The sequence below is a fragment of the Gordonia sp. NPDC127522 genome (assembly GCF_042672305.1).
In the GTDB taxonomy this organism is placed as follows: Bacteria; Actinomycetota; Actinomycetes; order Mycobacteriales; family Mycobacteriaceae; genus Gordonia; species Gordonia hongkongensis.
Genome location: NZ_JBHXVK010000003.1, coordinates 106,006 through 124,805 on the forward strand (window position 1 = coordinate 106,006; position 18,800 = coordinate 124,805).

Annotated in this window: 18 protein-coding genes and 2 tRNA genes; 12 read left to right on the plus strand and 8 right to left on the minus strand. The window is 67.2% G+C overall.

All coding sequences use genetic code 11. The features are described from left to right. Window positions 1–34 precede the first annotated feature (34 nt). On the minus strand, window positions 35–1,096 hold the full coding sequence (locus tag ACFVHY_RS08010; RefSeq protein ID WP_390270588.1) for a fatty acid desaturase family protein: 1,062 nt from the start codon (window positions 1,094–1,096) through the stop codon (window positions 35–37). A gap of 172 nt (window positions 1,097–1,268) precedes the next feature. On the opposite strand from ACFVHY_RS08010, the gene ACFVHY_RS08015 reads away from it, so the two are divergent. Then, complete coding sequence (locus ACFVHY_RS08015) at window positions 1,269–1,511, plus strand: hypothetical protein (protein ID WP_390270591.1); 243 nt, start codon at window positions 1,269–1,271, stop codon at window positions 1,509–1,511. 126 nt (window positions 1,512–1,637) lie between these two features. On the opposite strand, the gene pepN is transcribed toward ACFVHY_RS08015, so the two are convergent. Both pepN and ACFVHY_RS08025 read right to left on the minus strand, forming a co-directional pair. Continuing rightward, window positions 1,638–4,241: an aminopeptidase N gene (gene pepN / locus ACFVHY_RS08020; protein WP_390270594.1), complete on the minus strand. Its 2,604-nt coding sequence runs from the start codon at window positions 4,239–4,241 to the stop codon at window positions 1,638–1,640. A gap of 19 nt (window positions 4,242–4,260) precedes the next feature. Continuing rightward, window positions 4,261–5,526 carry a TetR/AcrR family transcriptional regulator gene (locus ACFVHY_RS08025; RefSeq protein ID WP_390270597.1) on the minus strand — a complete coding sequence of 422 codons (1,266 nt, stop codon included), beginning with the start codon at window positions 5,524–5,526 and terminating at the stop codon, window positions 4,261–4,263. 194 nt (window positions 5,527–5,720) lie between these two features. Between ACFVHY_RS08025 and ACFVHY_RS08030 the strand changes: the two genes are divergently transcribed. Beyond that, a complete protein-coding gene (locus ACFVHY_RS08030) occupies window positions 5,721–6,341 on the plus strand; it encodes a DsbA family protein (RefSeq protein ID WP_390270600.1) in 621 nt (206 codons plus the stop codon). A gap of 33 nt (window positions 6,342–6,374) precedes the next feature. Here the strand turns inward: ACFVHY_RS08030 and ACFVHY_RS08035 are convergent, their stop codons facing one another. Beyond that, complete coding sequence (locus tag ACFVHY_RS08035) at window positions 6,375–7,421, minus strand: M48 family metallopeptidase (protein WP_390270603.1); 1,047 nt, start codon at window positions 7,419–7,421, stop codon at window positions 6,375–6,377. Window positions 7,422–7,443: 22 nt separating this feature from the next. On the opposite strand from ACFVHY_RS08035, the gene ACFVHY_RS08040 reads away from it, so the two are divergent. The 4 genes from ACFVHY_RS08040 to ACFVHY_RS08055 all read left to right on the plus strand — a co-directional run bounded on the left by ACFVHY_RS08040 (window position 7,444) and on the right by ACFVHY_RS08055 (window position 10,356). Continuing rightward, the gene (locus ACFVHY_RS08040) at window positions 7,444–7,926 is read left to right on the plus strand and encodes a ribose-5-phosphate isomerase (RefSeq protein WP_390270606.1); all 483 of its coding nucleotides are present in this window, start codon (window positions 7,444–7,446) and stop codon (window positions 7,924–7,926) included. A 15-nt stretch (window positions 7,927–7,941) separates the two neighbouring features. Next, window positions 7,942–8,745: an Fpg/Nei family DNA glycosylase gene (locus ACFVHY_RS08045; protein ID WP_390270609.1), complete on the plus strand. Its 804-nt coding sequence runs from the start codon at window positions 7,942–7,944 to the stop codon at window positions 8,743–8,745. Between the two features lie 102 nt (window positions 8,746–8,847). Continuing rightward, window positions 8,848–9,285: a homocitrate synthase gene (locus tag ACFVHY_RS08050; RefSeq protein ID WP_078113594.1), complete on the plus strand. Its 438-nt coding sequence runs from the start codon at window positions 8,848–8,850 to the stop codon at window positions 9,283–9,285. A gap of 108 nt (window positions 9,286–9,393) precedes the next feature. Continuing rightward, a complete protein-coding gene (locus ACFVHY_RS08055; protein ID WP_390270612.1) occupies window positions 9,394–10,356 on the plus strand; it encodes a PE-PPE domain-containing protein in 963 nt (320 codons plus the stop codon). 25 nt (window positions 10,357–10,381) lie between these two features. Here ACFVHY_RS08055 and ACFVHY_RS08060 read toward each other — a convergent pair whose 3' ends face one another. The 3 genes from ACFVHY_RS08060 to ACFVHY_RS08070 all read right to left on the minus strand — a co-directional run bounded on the left by ACFVHY_RS08060 (window position 10,382) and on the right by ACFVHY_RS08070 (window position 11,861). Beyond that, a complete protein-coding gene (locus tag ACFVHY_RS08060) occupies window positions 10,382–11,116 on the minus strand; it encodes a L,D-transpeptidase (RefSeq protein WP_390270615.1) in 735 nt (244 codons plus the stop codon). Between the two features lie 273 nt (window positions 11,117–11,389). Then, on the minus strand, window positions 11,390–11,575 hold the full coding sequence (locus ACFVHY_RS08065) for a hypothetical protein (RefSeq protein WP_390270618.1): 186 nt from the start codon (window positions 11,573–11,575) through the stop codon (window positions 11,390–11,392). A 212-nt stretch (window positions 11,576–11,787) separates the two neighbouring features. Next, window positions 11,788–11,861: transfer RNA gene (locus ACFVHY_RS08070), tRNA-Gly, on the minus strand. A gap of 232 nt (window positions 11,862–12,093) precedes the next feature. On the opposite strand from ACFVHY_RS08070, the gene ACFVHY_RS08075 reads away from it, so the two are divergent. The 6 genes from ACFVHY_RS08075 to ACFVHY_RS08100 all read left to right on the plus strand — a co-directional run bounded on the left by ACFVHY_RS08075 (window position 12,094) and on the right by ACFVHY_RS08100 (window position 17,505). Further along, window positions 12,094–12,167 (plus strand) — tRNA-Pro (locus ACFVHY_RS08075). Between the two features lie 89 nt (window positions 12,168–12,256). Continuing rightward, the gene (gene tig / locus ACFVHY_RS08080) at window positions 12,257–13,624 is read left to right on the plus strand and encodes a trigger factor (RefSeq protein ID WP_390270621.1); all 1,368 of its coding nucleotides are present in this window, start codon (window positions 12,257–12,259) and stop codon (window positions 13,622–13,624) included. A gap of 278 nt (window positions 13,625–13,902) precedes the next feature. Then, on the plus strand, window positions 13,903–14,502 hold the full coding sequence (locus ACFVHY_RS08085) for an ATP-dependent Clp protease proteolytic subunit (RefSeq protein ID WP_078113597.1): 600 nt from the start codon (window positions 13,903–13,905) through the stop codon (window positions 14,500–14,502). Window positions 14,503–14,566: 64 nt separating this feature from the next. Then, window positions 14,567–15,262, plus strand: a complete 696-nt coding sequence (locus ACFVHY_RS08090; protein WP_390270625.1) for an ATP-dependent Clp protease proteolytic subunit — start codon at window positions 14,567–14,569, stop codon at window positions 15,260–15,262. Window positions 15,263–15,471: 209 nt separating this feature from the next. Beyond that, window positions 15,472–16,752, plus strand: a complete 1,281-nt coding sequence (gene clpX, locus ACFVHY_RS08095) for an ATP-dependent Clp protease ATP-binding subunit ClpX (protein ID WP_390270627.1) — start codon at window positions 15,472–15,474, stop codon at window positions 16,750–16,752. Window positions 16,753–16,929: 177 nt separating this feature from the next. Next, window positions 16,930–17,505, plus strand: a complete 576-nt coding sequence (locus ACFVHY_RS08100) for a molybdenum cofactor guanylyltransferase (RefSeq protein ID WP_390271478.1) — start codon at window positions 16,930–16,932, stop codon at window positions 17,503–17,505. Here ACFVHY_RS08100 and ACFVHY_RS08105 read toward each other — a convergent pair. Next, on the minus strand, window positions 17,502–18,785 hold the full coding sequence (locus tag ACFVHY_RS08105; RefSeq protein WP_390270630.1) for a VWA domain-containing protein: 1,284 nt from the start codon (window positions 18,783–18,785) through the stop codon (window positions 17,502–17,504). The genes ACFVHY_RS08100 and ACFVHY_RS08105 overlap by 4 nt on opposite strands. Window positions 18,786–18,800 lie beyond the last annotated feature (15 nt).

Genomic DNA, 18,800 nt, shown 5'->3' on the forward strand with positions numbered 1-18,800 from the left:
GCGGGGCGTTCGCGCGCGTGGTCGATGCCCGCGGCTAGCGGTAGGTCCGAACCAGCGGACAGGTGAATGGATCGCGCTCGCCGATACCCACCTGGTTCAGGTAGCGGATCACGATGCCGTAGGACGCGAGGAGTGACGTCTCGGTGTAGGTCACGCCGTGCCGGGCGCAGTGGGCGCGGACAAGGGGCTGCAACTTGGACAGATTGGGTCGCGGCATACTCGGGAAAAGGTGGTGTTCGATCTGATAGTTCAACCCGCCCATCATGAAATCGGTGAGCCTTCCACCCCTGATGTTGCGGGACATCAGGACCTGGCGCCGGAGAAAGTCAACGCGTAAGTCCTTCGGCACCAACGGCATTCCTTTGTGGTTCGGGGCGAAGGCGCCGCCGAGCAGCATACCGAAGACGCCGAGTTGAATGCCGATGAAGCACACGGCCTGGACCGGCGACATCACCGCGAACGGCACCGCCACGCCGAGAGAGATGCGCGCCACGATGAGGCAGATCTCCAAGGCGCGGTGGGGTACCGATGTGCGCTCGGCGAGCCCCCTCAGGCTGGCGACGTGCAGCGACAGGCCCTCGAGAGTGAGCAGCGGAATGAAAAGCCATCCCTGGCGTCGCGCGAACCAGCGGGAGAAACCGGTGCGTGCCGCGGCGTACTCGGGCACGAACGCAATCGCGCCGTCGGCGATGTCGGGGTCCACCCCGATCTGATTGGGCGCCTTGTGATGCTTGTTGTGTTTGCCCCGCCACCAGTGCAGCGACAGCCCCGCTCCCGACGCGGCGATGAGTCGCGCCGCCCACTCGTTGGCACCTGCGGAGCTGAACATCTGCCGGTGAGCGCCGTCGTGGCCGAGGAAACCGAAATGCGTACTGATCACGCCGAGGGCGACGGCGAGGACGAGTTGCCACCAGGTGTCGCCGAGCACGACGACCAGAGTCCAGGCACCGAGGAACGCGAGGACGGTGATGACGATCCGGTGGATGTAGAAGATCTGTCGGCGGTCGAGGAGTCCGGATTCGCGGACCTCTGCGGCCAGGTCCGTGTACGAACTCACGAACTTTCGGTTGACGGCGGGCGTGTCGATCGGGGACATGACGGTCCTCGTGGCCTTCTGTGGGGGCCTGGTGCACCTTCGGTATCGGAAACCGGAGCGCTTCACGAAATTCATGAACCGGACAGCTGTGGTCACGGCGGCCTCTTCAGTATGCCAAAGATCGGCAGATGCGGCGGGTGGAGGTACTTCGCGATCTCGGATGAGGCGTACAGTGGTGGCCCAGGACCGGAACGAGTTCGGCGGAATCACCGCCCGCAGCATCGGTCCTCCGCTCGCGTTTTCCGCGGCGGAGTCAGGAAATCACATGATGACCACTTCCCGGGTGCGCACCACCATTCCCACGAGCCGTGTCGATGAAGACGAGCATGACGACCCCCGTGCGGCGTCCGACATCGTCGAACAGGGTGGGACTTTCTCAGATGTGCCTCTCGAACAGCATGAGCAGGCGCAGTGATTCAAGCGCACCCGATCCCGGGTAGTAGACGGAACGACCGGGCTTCGAGGTAGGCGCCACCACACCTCGAAACCCGGTGCTGTTCTCCGCTTTCTCTCGCGGTCGGTGTCGACGACGTCCCGGACGTCAGCTCTGCCGGGCGTCGTAGGCGCGCGCCCGCAGCGAGCGGGCCACGCCGTCGCGGCCTTCGGAGATCAGCCGCTTCAGCGCGGACGGATGGTCCCCGGCCAGGAAGTCCTCGGCGAGGTCGAGAGCATGCTGCGACATCGCCCAACTCGGGTACAGGCCGATGACGACGGTCTGCGCGACCTCGCTCGACCGGCGTGCCCACACCTTCGGAACCGCCTCGAAGTACTTCTCCACGTAGGGCTCGAGGAGTTCGCCCTGGCCGGGACGGGCGAATCCGCCGATCATGGTGCGGGTGTACACGTTCGAGAGCGTGTCGTCCTCGATGGCGCGAGTCCAGGTGTCCGCCTTGGCCTCTGCCAGCGGACGCGCCGCCCGCGCCAGCGCCGCCGAACGCGTGCCGGTGGCGGTGTTGTCCCGCTCGGCCTCGGCGTCGATGACCGGGGTCGACTCCGGATCGGTGTCGATCGCCCCGGCGGTGGCCAGTGCGGTCACCAGCTTCCACCGCAGGTCCGTGTCGACGGCGAGACCCTCGAGCCCGTGGTCGGCGGGATCAGCGCCCTCGAGCAGCGCCCGGGCCACCTCGATCTGGTCGTCGTTGATCCGGCCGCCGAGCCAGGTGTTGACGAACGCCAGCTGATGGTCGGAACCCGGGTCGGCCGCGCGGGCGAGTTCGAGCATCCGCGAGCCGAACCCGGGACGGCCCGTGGTGGCCGCCCACTCCGGGTCGGCGTAGGACTCGATGGCGGTCGTCGCCTGTAGCAGAACTCGTTGCACCACACCGATTTCCGACTCCCCGGCGATGCCCTGCCGAACGAGTTCGACGAAGTCACGGGCGCGCATCTCGGCCTGGCGGGTCATCTCCCACGCCGCCGACCAGACGAGGGTGCGTGGCATCGGATCGCTGATGTCGCCGATCCGGGCGGTCGCCGTCGCCAGCGACTCCGGATCGAGCCGGACCGAAGCGTAGGTGAGGTCACCGTCGTTGAGCAGCACCAGATCTCCACGATGCACACCGACGAGGTCGGCGACGTCGGTGCGTTCACCCTCGATGTCGAGTTCGACGCTGTGCGTCTGCTCGATGGCACCGGATCCGTTGTCGGCGTAGACACCGACGCGCAGTCGGTGCACCCGGGTCTCGCCGGCGCCCGGGGCAGCGCCGTCCTGGACGATGGTGAACCGCGTGAAGGCGCCGGAGTCGTCGATCTCGAAATCGGGCCGGATGACGTTGATGCCCGTGGTGCGCAACCACTGGTCGCCCCAGTCCGACAGGTCCCGGCCCGACGATTTCTCCAGTGCGCCGAGGAGGTCGGCGAAGGTGGCATTGCCGAACTGGTGGGCGGCGAAGTAGCTCCGCAGCCCGGCGAGGAAGTCCTCGAGACCCACGTACGCGACCAGCTGCTTGAGAACCGATGCGCCCTTGGCGTAGGTGATGCCGTCGAAGTTGACCTCGACGGCCGCGATGTCGGGGATGTCGGCCGCGACCGGGTGGGTCGAGGGCAGCTGGTCCTGCCGGTAGGCCCAGGACTTCTCGACGTTGGCGAAAGTCGTCCAGGCGCTGGTGTACTCGGTCGCCTCGGCCTGGCACAGCACGGAAGCGAAGGTCGCGAACGACTCGTTGAGCCACAGGTCATCCCACCACTGCATGGTGACCAGGTCGCCGAACCACATGTGGGCCATCTCGTGCAGGACGGTCTCCGCGCGACGCTCGTAGAGGTACTTGGTCACGCGGGACCGGAAGACGTAGTCCTCCAGGAAGGTCACGGCGCCGGCGTTCTCCATCGCGCCGGCGTTGAACTCGGGGACGAACAGCTGGTCGTATTTGCCGAAGGCGTACGGGATCCCGAAGTTCTGGTGATAGAAGCCGAAGCCCTGTTTGGTCTCGGTGAACAGGCGCTCGGCGTCCATGTGCTCGGCGAGCGATGCGCGGCAGTAGATGCCGAGCGGGATGTCGCCGTGCTCGTCGGAGTAGATGTCGGTCCACTCCGCATACGGCCCCGCGATGAGTGCGACGAGATAGGTGCTCATCGGTACTGTTTCCCGGAAGCGGTGCACCACAGCGGATGTGGAGCCGTCCGGTTCGCCAGGAGCCTCCGCGTGCGCGGCGTTGGAGATGACCTTCCAGTCCGCGGGAGCGGTGACGGTCATCGTGTAGGTCGCCTTGAGATCGGGCTGATCGAAGCAGGCGAACATCCGCTTGGCGTCGGCCGTCTCGAACTGTGAGTACAGGTACACCGAATCGTCGGACTGGTCGACGAACCGGTGCAGTCCTTCGCCGGTGTTGGAGTACGCGCAGTCGGCGACCACGGTGAGCGTGTTCTCGGCGGCCAGGCCCGACAGCGGGATACCCACTGATTCGTCGAAACCGGAGACGTCGAGGTCGGCTCCGTTGAGCGTGGCCGAGATCAGGGTGGGTGCCACGAGATCGACGAACGTCTCGCTGCCCTCCGTCGCGGTGAACCGCACCGTCGTCGTCGAGCGGAAGGTCTCGGTCCCGGGCGCCCCGGAACCGTCGGTGAGGTCGAGGTCGATCTGGTAGTTCGACACGTCGAGAATCGCAGCGCGGTCGCGGGCCTGGTCTCTGGTGAGGTTCGGAGCAGTCACGCAGGCCAGCTTATCCAGGTCAGGACTCCGGCGGTGCTCCATGCAGTCCGGCGGGGTTCAGGATCGCCCGCGCGATCGTCTCGAGTTCGGCGGTGACCCCGGGCCGGGACCGCAGCTGCGGCGACTCGATGATCTCGCACGTGTACCCGAACAACGCCTGGGCGAGCGCATTCGCGTCAGCCGCGGTCAGCAGTGGGTTACGGGACCGGATCGCGTCGATCCATTCGGCCCGGTAATCCATCTGCGCGTTCCGGAGCTGCGTCTGCTCGGTGTCCGGGAGATACATGAGGTCGCTGGTGAAGACGGGCAGGATGCGGCCGTGGACGTCGAGTGAGTACTCGACGAACACGGGGATGAGCACGTCCAGCGGGTCGTCGGAACCGGCGCGGCTCAACGCATGGGCGGTGACGTAGAGGATGCCCTGCACACCGCGCCACAGCACCGCCCGCAGGAGATCGGATTTGCCGGAGACCTCCTGATAGAGCGTCGCGATCGAGACATCGGCGGTACGGGCGATCTCGTCGATGCGGACGTCGGTGAAGCCCCGCTCGGAGAACAACTGGGTGGCGGCGTCGAGAATCCGCTCGCGACGGGAGGCGGGGCGACGGTGCGCGGGCGCGCGCTCGGCATCGGGGTCCGGCTCCGGTGGCCCCGGCAGCCGGCACGCGAGGATCGAGTCCGCCACGGCGCGCTGGACCTCCATGAGGCGGGCGGGCGACAACGAGCCCCGCATCCCGGAGGTGTTGGAGTACACGCTGAGTGCAGCGGCACCCAGCATCGCCGCCTCCGACGGCGCGACGTCGGGACGCGCCGCGACGATGAGTGAGGCGAAGTGTTCGCTCAGCTGGCCGAAATAGCCTCTCATCACATCGAGTTCGGCCGGCTGCAGATGGCGTTGCTCGCGACGCCACAGCGTCGACACGTCCCGATGGGCAGTGAGGTCACCGAGCCCGTCGAGCAGAAGTGCGAGCTGCTCGACCGGCGAGCGGCCGTGCTCCTCGGCGTCGGCCATGAGTGTCGCGACGAGCTCCACCTGCGTCGTCAGCGCTTGCGAGAGGATGTCGTGTTTGCCGGGGAAGTGTCGGTACACCGCCGGCCCGGTGAGACCGACCGCGGCGCCGATCTGCTCGATGCTGACGTTTCGGAATCCCGCGTCCTGGAACAGCTTCGTGGCGGCCCGGACGATCTGTGCCGAGCGCTGTCCGAGAGATCGGGGTTCGAGCGGCCGGAGACGCGCGACCACCCGGGCGGGTTCGTCCGGATCGGACGGTGGCGACGACGACATCCCGGGTCCTCTTCCTCGGCGGTTCTTGCACCATCTCACACCGTGCTCGGACCGGGCCCCGCGAATCCACAGCGCCGGCGACTGCTCCGCGCATCGGGAACAGTTCGAACCGCCGGGGTGTTGAGCCGTCCGACGGCGCCACCGGCCGATCGTCGGCGGCCCGTGCTCATTGTCGACTCTCGAGAGGATGTTCCATGTCAGAGCAGGCCCAGCCCACCGATCGCGTCGACTTCTGGTTCGACCCGCTCTGCCCGTGGTGCTGGATCACCTCACGCTGGATCTTGGAGGCCGAGAAGGTCCGGCCGATCGAGGTCGACTTCCACATCATGAGCCTCGCCGTCCTCAATGAGGGCAAGGACGTCCCCGAGGAGTACCGCGAGGGCCTCAAGCACGCCTGGCGTCCGGTTCGGGTCATCGCCGCCGCCGCGGCGCAGAAGGGTGACGAGATCCTGGCGCCGCTCTACACGGCGATGGGGACCCGCATCCACAACCAGGGCATCAAGGATTTCGACGAGGTCATCGCGGGCGCGCTCGAGGAGGTCGGCCTCGACGCCTCGCTCGCCGAGGCCGCCGACGCTACCGAGTTCGACGAGGTCATCCGCGAGAGCCACCACGCCGGAATGGACAAGGTGGGCGACGATGTCGGGACGCCCACCATCCACGTCAACGACGTCGCCTTCTTCGGCCCCGTGTTGTCGCGGATCCCGCGCGGTGAGGACGCCGGGACGGTGTGGGACGGTGCGCGCGCGCTCGCGTCCTACCCCCACTTCTTCGAGCTCAAGCGCACGCGCAACGAGGATCCGCAGTTCGACTGATCGGGTTCGATTGCGCGACAGCGGTTCCGTACGTCAGAAGCGTGGTGGCGGTTCGATGCCGTTGGGCAGTCCGTCGGGCGCGAGCGTCGCCGGATGGGGAGGCGGCGGCACCGCCACCACGTTTCCGCTCCCGACGCCCCGGACGATCTGGCTCGGACGCAGCAGCATCGCCCCCGCGCGGGTCCGGTCGCGAAGTGCGGCTGCCCGCCAGGTCAGCACCGGATGCGACGACATCGCGTTGGTCAGAAAAGTGAAGAATCCGCGCTCGTGGGTCGCCCGGTCGGCGAACTGGTCGAAGTCCACCGCCGAGAGCATGTACTTGCCGGCGGCCAGGACGCCCATCGCGCCGGGCGCCCCGCCGGGTCTGGCGTAGTACCCGTAGTTGTCCGCGCTGTACTCCTGCGCGCGGGACAGGGCGGCGCCGAGCACCGGGATGTTCATGCCGACGATCGTCGAGAGCTGTCGCCAGTACGAGGTGTGCCCGGCGGCGATGTGCCCGACCTCGTGGCCGATGATGAACTCGAGCGCCTGCGGGTCCCGGGCGGCGCCGCCCACCTCGAACAGGTCGGAGTACACGACGACGAATCGCCGGAACCCGTGCCCGGAGGCGAATGCGTTGATCGCGCCGTTGCCGAGGACGACGTAGGCATCCGGCACGTACTCCAGTCCGAAGCGGGCTGCGGCTTCGACGACCATCCGGTGTCCGTCGGGGAACTGGGTCGGCGTCATCTGTACGCCGTTGACCCGCGGTGATGCATAGGTCAGGCCGCGGATCACGAACAGCAGGAGCGGGAACAGCAACGCGCCCAACAGGAGTTGGTCGAGGGTGCCCAGCGCGACGAGGACGATGATCGCCGCGTACCCGACGACCGTCGCGAGGATCACCAGCACGAGGGTGGGGATCTCCCAGGGGTGCAGCCGCGGCCGCGCGGCGTAGTGCGCCGGGCGCAGCCACCGTCGACCGGGATCGGCGGACGCGGGTGGCGGCGGGTCGGCGACGCCGGGCACGTTGGGAATCGGCGTCCCGGAGGCGGGGGTGCCGGCGGCCGGCTCGCGGGGGACGGGCAGGGGCGTGTCCACGCCCTCAATCTATAGTGACGCCATGCGTGTCTACCTCGGTGCCGACCATGCCGGATTCGAACTCAAGAACCAGATCGCAGACCACCTCGAGGCCACCGGCCACGAGGTCGTGGACTGCGGTGCCCACGAGATGGACCCCGCCGACGACTACCCGGCGTTCTGCATCGCCGCCGCGACCAAGACCGTCGCCGACCCCGGCAGCCTGGGAATCGTCCTCGGCGGCAGCGGCAACGGCGAACAGATCGCCGCGAACAAGGTCCCCGGCGCGCGCTGCGCACTCGCCTGGAGCGTCGAGACCGCCCAGCTCGCCCGTCAGCACAACAACGCACAGCTCATCGGCATCGGCGGCCGGATGCACAGCACCGCCGAGGCGCTGGCCATCGTCGACGCGTTCCTGGCCACCCCGTGGTCGGAAGAGGCGCGGCACCAGCGGCGCATCGACATCCTCGCGGAGTACGAGCGCACCGGCGAGGCTCCCGAGGTGCCGGGGGCCCCGGCCCAGTAGGTCTCGGCCGAGTCCGTGCCCGAGGGCCACACTCTCCATCGACTGGCCCGCCGGCAGCAGCGACTGTTCGGCGGGCAGCGGGTCCGCGTCAGCAGCCCGCAGGGTCGCTTCGCCGACGGTGCGGCGATGGTGGACGGACTCACCTTCCACGCGGCCGAGGCCTGGGGCAAGCATCTCGTCCATCGTTACCGGGACGGGCGTACCGAACGAATGGTGCACATCCACCTCGGGCTGTACGGCTCGTTCACCGAACTCGCGGTGCCCGTGCCGGAACCGGTCGGGCAGGTTCGACTCCGCATCGCGACCGAGACCGCCGGAACGGACCTTCGGGGTCCGACGGCGTGTGAGATCTACCACCCCGCCGACCTCGAGGCGTTGGTCGCCCGACTCGGCCCGGACCCGCTCCGACGTGACGCCGATCCCGACCGGGCATGGTCGGCGATCTCGCGGTCCGCGCGGCCCGTCGGCGCCCTGCTGATGGACCAGAAAGTCATCGCCGGGATCGGCAACGTGTATCGCGCCGAGATCCTCTTCCGCGCCGGCATCGATCCGATGAGACCCGGAAAGCGTGTTCTCCGAGACGAATTCGACGCTCTGTGGTCCGACCTGGTGACTCTCATGAAGATCGGCGTGCGTCGTGGACGCATCCACGTGATCCGGCCCGAAGACGATTCCGGGGCGCCGTCCTACGCCCCGAACCGTCCGCGGACCTACGTGTACCGGCGGGCGGGCGAGCCATGCCGGATCTGTGGGACACCCGTCCTCATCGCCGACCTGGAGGCCCGAAAACTGTATTGGTGCCCCGTCTGCCAGACCTGACAGGTTACCGCCCAGTCGGTGTGGATAGCCGAACCTTAGTAGCATGTGCGGAGCCGTGAGGTTCTTACTCATGCGAACAGTCGGGAGACAAGAGGGGGCAGTGTGACAATCAGCGAAAGCATCCGGTCTCATGCCGGACTGATCTCGCGGGGCGAGGTGTCCCCACTCCGAGACGTTCCGTTCCACGGCGCGGCCGACGCGCCGATCACCCGTCGTGTGCTGGCCGGGGGGGACCTTTTCCCGGAAGCGGAGAAACGCGTCGTGGCACACGAGATGAGGGCCGTCTCGGCGGCTTCACGTGACTACTGCGAGCCGCACGTTCACGACTGCCCGGAGATCAACATCCTGCTGTCGCTCGACCGCCTGGTCTACGAGATCACGCTCGGGGACGAGGTCTACGAGGTCGAGGCGCCCGCGAGCATCTACATACCGGCCGGCCTGGTGCACAGCGCCAACGTGATCGAGGGCAGCGGTTTCTTCGTGGCGATCATCGAGACCGCCGACTACGTCGCCAAACCGCCACCGGCGCAAGCGTCCTGATCGGTCACGGCTGCGGCATACGGGCCGCGGCCCCGTGACGCGGTCGACGTAGGAATCTCAGGGAGCCCTCAGCGCACCTGCGGGCGGTTCACACAACCGGGACCCACCATGGGTGAGGTGCAGCAGGTCAGAACCCGGCGGCCCCGGCCCGGCAGGACGCCGACGATCACCGTCTTCGTGGTCGGCGGGACGGGGGAGTCGTACCCGGGTGATCCACGGACCGAGGTGTCCGGGCTCCTCACCGGAGTGGCCGACGAACTCGATGACCGCTTCGACTGTCGGTGGATCGGATACCCGGCGAGCTATGGTCCCGCGCCGCGTCCGGGCGGGATGAGTTTCGTCGAGAGCGTCGAGATCGGCGCGCGCCGACTGCGGGCGGCCATCCGCGCCACGGCAGGACCGATCGCGCTGGTGGGTTACTCGCAGGGGGCCGTGGTCATCCGATCCGCGGTCGCCGATCTGACGACCGGGGATGCCGAGAGTGCATCCGACCTGGACCGGGTACTCGGTGTCGGGCTGGTCGCCGACCCGCACCAGCCGCCGGGCGTGGTGCCCGGTTGCGACGGGTGGGGAGTCGCGGGCCCGGGAGCGGATCTGCCGACCGGGCTGCCGGTGTACTGGGTGGGCGCGTCCGAGGACGTGATCTGCAACGCCGACGCGGACTCGCTTGTCCGCGACGTCGCCGACCTCACCGGCTCGATGGCGCTGGCCGGGCTCGGCCGATGGGGGAGAAGTGCGTGGGATGTGTTGCGCGCCAACGAATTGCAGAACGCGCGGCGGACGTCGGTCCGGCCGGCGCAGTGGCGGCGCGACCCCGGGCGGATGCTGGCGGCCTGGCGTGAGGTCAGGTGCTACCTCCCGTCGCGCATCCGGGTAGGTGGTCTGTGGCTGACCAACGCCGTGGGTGGTCGGCACACGTCGTACCGGACCGACCCCTATCGGCGGACCTCGGTCACCGATCCGGCGTCCACCGGTTGTCAGGTCATCGCCCAGTGGCTTCAGGTCCAGGCGACGTTCGCCGACCCGGCCGCCACCTGGTCACACGACAGAGGGCCGGTCACCTGGAGGTGACCGGCCCTCTGTCGTCTGCTCGAGACTACGTGTTCTGGTACTTCCCACCGATGGTGTTGCGCACCACGATCGGGGTGTTGCGCGGGACGTTGTCGTAGACCCACTTGGCGTGATCGTTGGTGACGTTGATGCAGCCGTGGCTCACGTTGCTGCGACCCTGCTGATTGACCGACCAGGGGGCGCCGTGGATGAAGATGCCGTCCCACGACATCCGGGTCGCGTACTCGACGTAGGTGCGGTATCCCTCCGCGGAGTCGACCGGGACGCCGTACGTGGACGAGTCCATGTACATGTCGCGGTACTTCTCCTTGGTGTAGTACACGCCGTTCGAGGTGGGGTTCTTGTCCGAACCCATCGAGATCGGCATCGTCCGGACGACCTTGCCGTTGTGCCACCAGGTGATGGTGTGGGTGTTGTCGTCGGCCAGGGCGATGTAACCGGTCTCGGTCTTGACGTTCGGGATGACCGGCCCGGCCGGCTTCTCCTCGGTCGTCGACGGCGGCGGCTGCGGAGCTTCGGGGGTGGTCGGCGCCGGCGGGGTCGGCAGACCGGGGACCGCGGGGATCTCGACCGGCGGCAGGCCGGGGATCACGGTGACCGGGACGGCGTTCGCCACGCCGGGAAGTGCGAGGGCCATGGCCAGGACGCCGAAGACGACAGCCGTGAGTCGTCGAGCCGAACGGCGGCGCGAGGCGCGCGGGGTCGGCAGGTGAGAGTTCAACACAGGTCGTACCTTCGGTTCGATGATTCGTTCGCGCATCGGCCTGAGCGCGGAACCATCGTTACACAACCGTTGCCTTGGGTCCAAGGAGCGGGTCACGCCGAATGACGCCGCCATCGCGAACCCTCAGTACGACGTGGCAAAACCCGAGGTAGCGTCGTTGTCGACTCCGCGTGTGACGGTCGTCACATTCTAGGTCGCGCATGCGCAGCGGGTTCCTGGGTGGGACTCATTGTGGCCGCTGGACCCACGTTCGCAACAGGATCGTTTGTCCCACTGGGACTGCTCGCTCGGGGCGCGCCGTGTTCCCGCTCAGGCGGGTTGTGGATGCTCGGTGCGAAGGTGTTGCGCAGGTTGCGAACACGCCTCGTCTCGGCAGACGAGCATCACGTCGACGCGACCGATGCCGGCCTCGGACTCGGTCACGTCTCGGCGGACGTACAGGGGGGCGCCGCAGGATTCGCACCGGCGTTGGGTTTTCGTGTGGCTGGAGGACATGGGTCAACGGTACGCCTGGTGTGGCGTGGATCACAGGGCGAGTCGAGACCGGCGGGATGTGGTCCGGTCGGGTGACTTGGGCGGGGATCTGTGACATCGCCGACCCGAATCGCATGCCGTTGCCGTGGAACAAGCCGCCGGAGCCGCCGGAGTAGGCGCACGCCCTGTCCGGCATCGACGAAAAAGGCTCGGAGACAAGGCCTCCGAGCTGGTGGAGCGGGTGACGGGAATCGAACCCGCGTAGCTAGTTTGGAAGACTAGGGCTCTACCATTGAGCTACACCCGCGTTGCTTGCGGCGACCGTCGAGAACCCGGCATCGCGTGCGATGAGTGACTGTACCGGCAGCGGCGCCGGAACCGAAATCGGGGTGGATGCGACGAGGTGGCATCCGACGGACGACCATCGGTTCCGGCGTGCCGCGGCACCCGTGCGCGGGCCCGGCCGCGGTGGCACGTACTATCTCTTGTTGGCCCTGATGCGCGGTCGCCCTCCGGGGTCTGCTCGCGTGTTCGGACCCCGGGATGTGGCGCAGCTTGGTAGCGCATCCGCTTTGGGAGCGGAGGGTCGCAGGTTCAAATCCTGTCATCCCGACTTGATCGATGTGGCCCGACCGGTCACCCGGTGCACGGCCCGCGACCGACCGAACTTCCCACCACCGTAGATATAAGGAGTATTCAGGCGTGAAGAGCACTGTCGAGCAACTCACCCCGACCCGGGTCAAGCTCAACGTCGAGGTCCCGTTCGAGGAGCTGTCGGCAGACTTCGACCGGGCCTACCGGTCGTTGGCCCAGCAGATCCGGATCCCCGGATTCCGTCCGGGCAAGGCGCCCGCGAAGCTGATCGAGGCCCGTGTCGGCCGTGATTCGATCCTTGCGCAGGTCGTGAACGACGCCATCCCGGCCAAGTACTCCGAGGCCGTCGCCGAGACCGAGACCAAGGCCATCGGCCAGCCCGAGATCGACCTGTCCGAGCTGAAGTACGGCGAGTCGGTCACCTTCACGGCCGAGGTCGACGTCCGTCCCGAGATCACCCTGCCCGACTATTCGACCCTGTCGGTCGAGGTCGACGCGATCGCAGTCGACGAGGCGGCGGTCGACGAGCAGCTCGAAGGCCTGCGGGCCCGCTTCGGCACCCTCAAGGGCGTCGAGCGCGGCGTGGAGAACGGCGACTTTGTCTCGATCGACCTGGCCGCGACCGTCGACGGGGAGGCCGTCGAGGAGGCCACCACCGAGGGGCTGTCCCATGAGGTCGGCTCCGGCCAGCTCATCGACGGTCTCGACGAGGCGCTCATCGGCCTGAAGGCCGGCGAGGACAAAGAGTTCACGACCAAGCTCGTCGCCGGCGATCACGCGGGCGAGGAGGCCCTCGTGAAGGTGACCGTGCAGTCGGTCAAGGAGCGCGAGCTGCCCGAGGTCGACGATGAGTTCGCCCAGATGGCCAGCGAGTTCGACACCGTCGAGGAGCTGCGCGCCAGCCTCGCCGAGCGGGTCGAGCAGTCCGCGAAGCTGGAGCAGGCCAACAAGATCCGCGACGCGGTGCTCGACAAGCTCCTCGAGACCGTCGAGATCCCGCTGCCGGAGAAGGTCGTCGACGAAGAGGTCGAGGGCCAGCAGCACCAGGTCATCCACGCGCTCGGGCACGACGACGAGCAGGTCGCCAAATTCCTCGAGGCGCAGGGTAAGACCCGCGAGGAGTGGGATGCCGAGTCCCGTGCCGAGGCGGAGAAGTCGGTCAAGCAGCAGCTGCTGCTCGACGCGATCGCAGATCAGCAGGACACCGAGGTCAGCCAGGACGAGCTGACCCAGCAGATCATCTTCACCGCCCAGCGCTACGGCATGCAGCCGCAGGAGTTCATCCAGCAGCTGACGCAGGCCAACCAGGTCGGTGCCGTCTACGCCGACGTCCGGCGCGGCAAGTCGCTGGCGAGCATCGTCGGCGACGTGACCGTCACCGACACCAACGGCGCCACCGTCGACACCGCCGAGTACTTCGGCGGCAATGACGACGCCGACGAGTCCGCTGCGGACGAGTCCGACTCCGACAACTGATCGGGCTCCCGCGGTCCAGCACAGCCGCACCTCTTCTCCGCGATCGCCGGTCCTCGAAGTACGGGGGCCGGCGATCGCCGTCGGTCCACCATCACGCACGGGCCGTTCACGGTGCCGAAGGCCGTTCTGCTCTCAGCGAAGAGGCGTGTCCTCGGGAGTGTCCGCGGGTGTCGATTGGTTAGTGTCGGTGAGGACGTCATCAGAGAAGCATTCGATGTGCGTGCGCGTCACCCGCGGGTGACGCGCAGGTCATGACAACAAGGCAAAGGTAGGAACCCGTGAGTGAGCCGACCATCCACACACCCACGATGAGTTCGGGTGTGGCTGGGTTGAACCTGACCGATTCGGTGTTCGAGCGTCTGCTGCGCGAGCGCATCATCTTCCTGGGCACCCAGGTCGACGACGACATCGCGAACCGGCTGTGCGCGCAGATCCTGCTGCTCTCGGCCGAGGACCCGCAGAAGGACATCCACCTCTACATCAATTCGCCCGGCGGATCGGTGACCGCCGGAATGGCGATCTTCGACACCATGCAGCTCGCGGAATGCGACGTCGCGACCTACGCGATGGGTATGGCGGCGTCGATGGGCCAGTTCCTGCTCGCCGCCGGCGCCAAGGGCAAGCGACATGCACTGCCGCACGCGCGCATCATGATGCATCAGCCGTCCGCCGGCATCGGTGGTACCGCCGCCGACATCGCCATCCAGGCAGAGCAATTCGCGCTCACCAAGAAGGAGATGAACCGGCTCAACGCCGAGTTCAGCGGTCAGCCGCTCGAGAAGATCGAGGCCGACGCCGACCGCGACAAGTGGTTCACCGCGGAAGAGGCCAAGGAGTACGGCTTCGTCGACAAGGTGATCGCGCGCCCGGGTCGGTGAGACCCCGGTCCGACGACCGCTCCCGTACCCACCGCCGAGCCACCTCTACCCAATGGAGCAACAGATGACCAACTCCCTTTCCTTCGACGGCATGCCCGCCGAGGTCGCCGCCGGCATCCCCGCGTCGGCCTTGGCGCTGAAGAACATCGAAGCGCGGTACATCCTGCCGTCGTTCATCGAGCACACCCCGAACGGCCAGCGACAGTACGACCCGTACGCGAAGCTGTTCGAAGAGCGGATCGTGTTCGTCGGCACGCCGATCGACCAGGTCGTGTCCAACGACGTCATGGCGCAGCTGCTCGTGCTCGAATCGCAGGACCCCGACCGCGACATCACGATGTACATCAACTCGCCCGGCGGCAGCGTGCCCGACATGCTCGCCATCTACGACACGATGCAGTACGTGCACTGTGACATCGTGACCGTCTGCCTCGGTGAGGCGGCCTCGGCGGCGGCGATCCTCCTCGCCGGCGGAACCCCGGGCAAGCGTGCGGCGTTGCCGAACGCCACGGTCCTGATCCACCAGCCGCGCACCGGCGGCGCCTACCAGGGTCAGGTCTCCGACCTCGAGATCCAGGCCGCCGAGATCGAGCGCATCCGCGATCGCCTCGACGAGATCCTGGCCGGCCACACCGGTCAGGACAAGGAGAAGATCCGCAAGGACACCGACCGCGACAACATCCTGACCGCGGCCGCGGCCAAGGAATACGGCATCGTCGACGAGGTCTTCGAGTACCGCAAGAAGTCGATGAAGAAGTAGTCCTGGCCAAGAAGTAGTTGTGGCAGTGCAGAAGTCCCGGTGATTTTCTGCCGCGACATTTGGCCTTATCGGTCGAAGTTCGAGCGGCACGCGGGTACCGTCGGGTTACTGGGCATTCGAGTGTCGATCAAATGACCCATGCCCGGCTGCGTGCGACGCGACGGACCAGACACGACAGTCCGGCAACGAGGAAGTAGGTACAGCGCGAGATGGCACGAATCGGAGACGGCGGCGACCTGCTCAAGTGCTCTTTTTGCGGCAAGAGCCAGAAGCAGGTGAAGAAGCTCATCGCCGGCCCCGGCGTGTACATCTGCGATGAGTGCATCGACCTGTGCAACGAGATCATCGAAGAGGAACTGGCCGAGAACGGCGACGTCAAACTCGACGAGCTGCCGAAGCCGACGGAGATCCGTGACTTCCTCGAGAAGTACGTCATCGGCCAGGACACGGCGAAGCGGACGCTCGCGGTGGCGGTCTACAACCACTACAAGCGCATCCAGGCGGGCGAGAAGAAGGACGCCCGGACGGGTGAGACCGTCGAGCTGATGAAGTCGAACATCCTGATGCTCGGCCCCACCGGATGCGGCAAGACGTACCTGGCGCAGACCCTCGCGAAGATGCTCAACGTGCCGTTCGCGATCGCCGACGCCACCGCGCTCACCGAGGCCGGATATGTCGGCGAGGATGTCGAGAACATCCTGCTCAAGCTGATCCAGGCCGCCGACTACGACGTCAAGCGCGCCGAGACCGGAATCATCTACATCGACGAGGTCGACAAGATCGCCCGCAAGAGCGAGAACCCGTCGATCACGCGCGATGTGTCCGGTGAGGGAGTCCAGCAGGCGCTGCTGAAGATCCTCGAGGGCACGCAGGCGTCGGTGCCGCCGCAGGGTGGACGCAAGCATCCGCATCAGGAGTTCATCCAGATCGACACGACGAACGTGCTGTTCATCGTGGCCGGCGCGTTCGCCGGCCTGGAGAAGATCGTGTCCGAGCGGATCGGCAAGCGCGGTCTCGGCTTCGGCAACGAGGTGGCGAGCAAGGACGAGGTCGACACCTCGGATCAGTTCGCCGACGTCATGCCGGAGGACCTGATCAAGTTCGGCCTGATCCCGGAGTTCATCGGCCGTCTGCCGGTCGTCGCCTCGGTGACGAACCTGGACAAGGACTCGCTGGTGAGCATCCTGTCGGAGCCGAAGAATGCGCTGGTGAAGCAGTACACCCGGCTGTTCGACATGGACAATGTCGAGCTGGAGTTCACCAGGGACGCCCTCGAGGCGGTCGCCGATCAGGCCATCCACCGCGGCACCGGGGCCCGCGGCCTGCGGGCCATCATGGAAGAGGTCCTGCTGCCGGTGATGTACGACATCCCGAGCCGCGACGACGTCGAGAAGGTCGTCGTGACCGGGGAGACCGTCCGCGACAACGTCCTCCCGACGATCGTGCCCCGCAAGGCTTCCAGCGACGAGCGTCGCGACAAGAGCGCCTGACGCCCAGCACGACGGACGTCGAGAAAGCCCCGCCCGGGTCGACCCGGGCGGGGCTTTCTCTTGTCCATCTCGCCCCGCGGCGGTGTCGCATCGAGCACACTGAGCGATGTGACTCAACACGGATCGGATACCTCGGTGCTCGCCGGCCTGGTGCTGGCGGGCGGACGTTCGCGACGGATGGGCAGCGACAAGGCCGCGCTCGACTGGGACGGTGAACCCATGCTCGCGCGAGTGGTGCGGGTGGTGTCCCAGCGCTGCGATCCGGTGCTGGTCGTCGCGGGCGAGACGTCTGCGGCATTCCGCGGCGTCGACGACATCCGCGACCGGGCGGCGCCGGGGATCGATTCGTCGAAGGTGCACTGGGTGACCGACGAACAGGAGGGGACGGGTCCGCTCGGCGGGCTCGTCGCAGGCCTGTCCGCGGCGGCTGCCGCGGGTGCCGAGTTCGCGTTCGTCTGTGCCACGGACATGCCGCTGATCGCACCGGAGCTGATCGACGAGCTGCGGCTGGGGCTGACCGACTCGACGCAGGCGGTCATCGCCCACGACGCCCAGCGGGATCATCCGATGGCGGGGATCTACCGCACGGATGCCGCGGCGATGATCGCGGATGTCGTCGCCGGCGGTGAACGGCGCATGCTGGGCGCGATCGAGACGCTCAACACCCATCGGGTGGGGATCTCCGATCCGGACTGGCTGGTCAACGTCAACGCGCCCGAGGACCTGCACAGACTGCGGGTGTCGGCGGGTTAGCGGGGGGCCACGATCCCGAGTTCTCCGGCGGCTGTCATCCATTCGCCGAACTCACCGAGGACATCGGCGTACAACTGGTCGTCCGAGCGCTCGTCGATGTCCTCGACCTGAAAGAAGCCGGCGTTGTCGACGACCCTGCCGGTCATCGTGTCCAGCGACGTGAGCGTCCCGAAGTTGTTGTCACCCAACCCGATGAACTGCCAGAACACAGGCCGGGTCGCCGCTTCGGCGATCAGCGCTCGAATGGCGGCGACCCTGGAGTGGAACCCGCCGTCGGTGAAGAACAGGACCAGGACGGGCTGGTCGCCGTGCAGATCGTCGAGGATGGCCCGCATGATGGGCAGTTCTTCGTTGGCACCGCCGATGGTCTTGTCGTAGTCGATGTCGGGGCACAGCGGCGCCCCGTGTCGTCCGCGGAGGTGGACGAAGGTGTCGATCCACAACTCGGCATTCGCGACGGTCACATCGGGCAGCTTCGCGAATCGGCGGGCGTAGAGGTAGGTTTCGAGATTCCCGTCGCTGTCCAGTTGGGTGGCGACGGGAATCATCCGCTCGACGACCCGGTGCACCGTGCGGCGGCGGTACAAGGCGCTCATCGAGAGCGTCTTGTCGATGACCATGATCACCCGAGCGTCCCGGCCCGCGACCCCTTTCGTCAGCAGAACCCGGTGCACGGCTTTCTTGCGTAGGTCCAGAATCTGGCGCTTCTCCAGTGAGAGCCTGTCCTCGCCGTGAACCTTTCGGATCGTTGGATCCCGGTCGGGAGTTCCCGGCTGTTCGGCGGGGGAGACGTCGGGCTCGTCGTCCACGGCGACTCCGAGCGAGCGGACGAGTGCCGGAAGCCCGGCGTCCCAGCCGGCAGATTCGCTGCGTGCCTTCCACGAACCGTTCCGGCGGTAGATCTCGACCAACACGGCGGCGTGCTCGGTGGTGAGGCCGTCGGCGGGCGCATCGATCACGACGTCAGCTGCCCGGATCTGAGCGGTGGGAGTCGCCGCGCCGAGCGGACGATCCGATGCGACGGCGACCGCGATGCGTTCGACGTCTTCGGGCACGGCGTGAAGCCGGATCTCGATCTCACCGCCGTCGGCGAGTCGGACCGCACCTTCGGGCGATGAACGCTGGTTGTAGAAGACGAAGTCGTGGTCGTCGCGGACCCGGTTGCCGGTCGTGAGCTGGAACGCGAGCAGATCGAGCCCGGTCCCGGAGAACGACACCGTGACGAGATCCGTCGGGGGGAGGCCGACGTTCTGACCGCGGGCCAGGGTGAGAGTCGCCACAGGGTCCTTCGGTGC

Excerpts from the sequence above, each read along its gene's own strand:
- ACFVHY_RS08010 (WP_390270588.1), bottom strand. The coding sequence starts at position 1,096 with ATGTCCCCGATCGACACGCCCGCCGTCAACCGAAAGTTCGTGAGTTCG.
- ACFVHY_RS08025 (WP_390270597.1), bottom strand. The coding sequence starts at position 5,526 with ATGTCGTCGTCGCCACCGTCCGATCCGGACGAACCCGCCCGGGTGGTC.
- ACFVHY_RS08030 (WP_390270600.1), top strand. The coding sequence starts at position 5,721 with ATGTCAGAGCAGGCCCAGCCCACCGATCGCGTCGACTTCTGGTTCGAC.
- ACFVHY_RS08040 (WP_390270606.1), top strand. The coding sequence starts at position 7,444 with ATGCGTGTCTACCTCGGTGCCGACCATGCCGGATTCGAACTCAAGAAC.
- ACFVHY_RS08055 (WP_390270612.1), top strand. The coding sequence starts at position 9,394 with ATGGGTGAGGTGCAGCAGGTCAGAACCCGGCGGCCCCGGCCCGGCAGG.
- ACFVHY_RS08060 (WP_390270615.1), bottom strand. The coding sequence starts at position 11,116 with ATGCGCGAACGAATCATCGAACCGAAGGTACGACCTGTGTTGAACTCT.
- ACFVHY_RS08065 (WP_390270618.1), bottom strand. The coding sequence starts at position 11,575 with ATGTCCTCCAGCCACACGAAAACCCAACGCCGGTGCGAATCCTGCGGC.
- ACFVHY_RS08090 (WP_390270625.1), top strand. The coding sequence starts at position 14,567 with ATGACCAACTCCCTTTCCTTCGACGGCATGCCCGCCGAGGTCGCCGCC.
- clpX (WP_390270627.1), top strand. The coding sequence starts at position 15,472 with ATGGCACGAATCGGAGACGGCGGCGACCTGCTCAAGTGCTCTTTTTGC.
- ACFVHY_RS08100 (WP_390271478.1), top strand. The coding sequence starts at position 16,930 with ATGGGCAGCGACAAGGCCGCGCTCGACTGGGACGGTGAACCCATGCTC.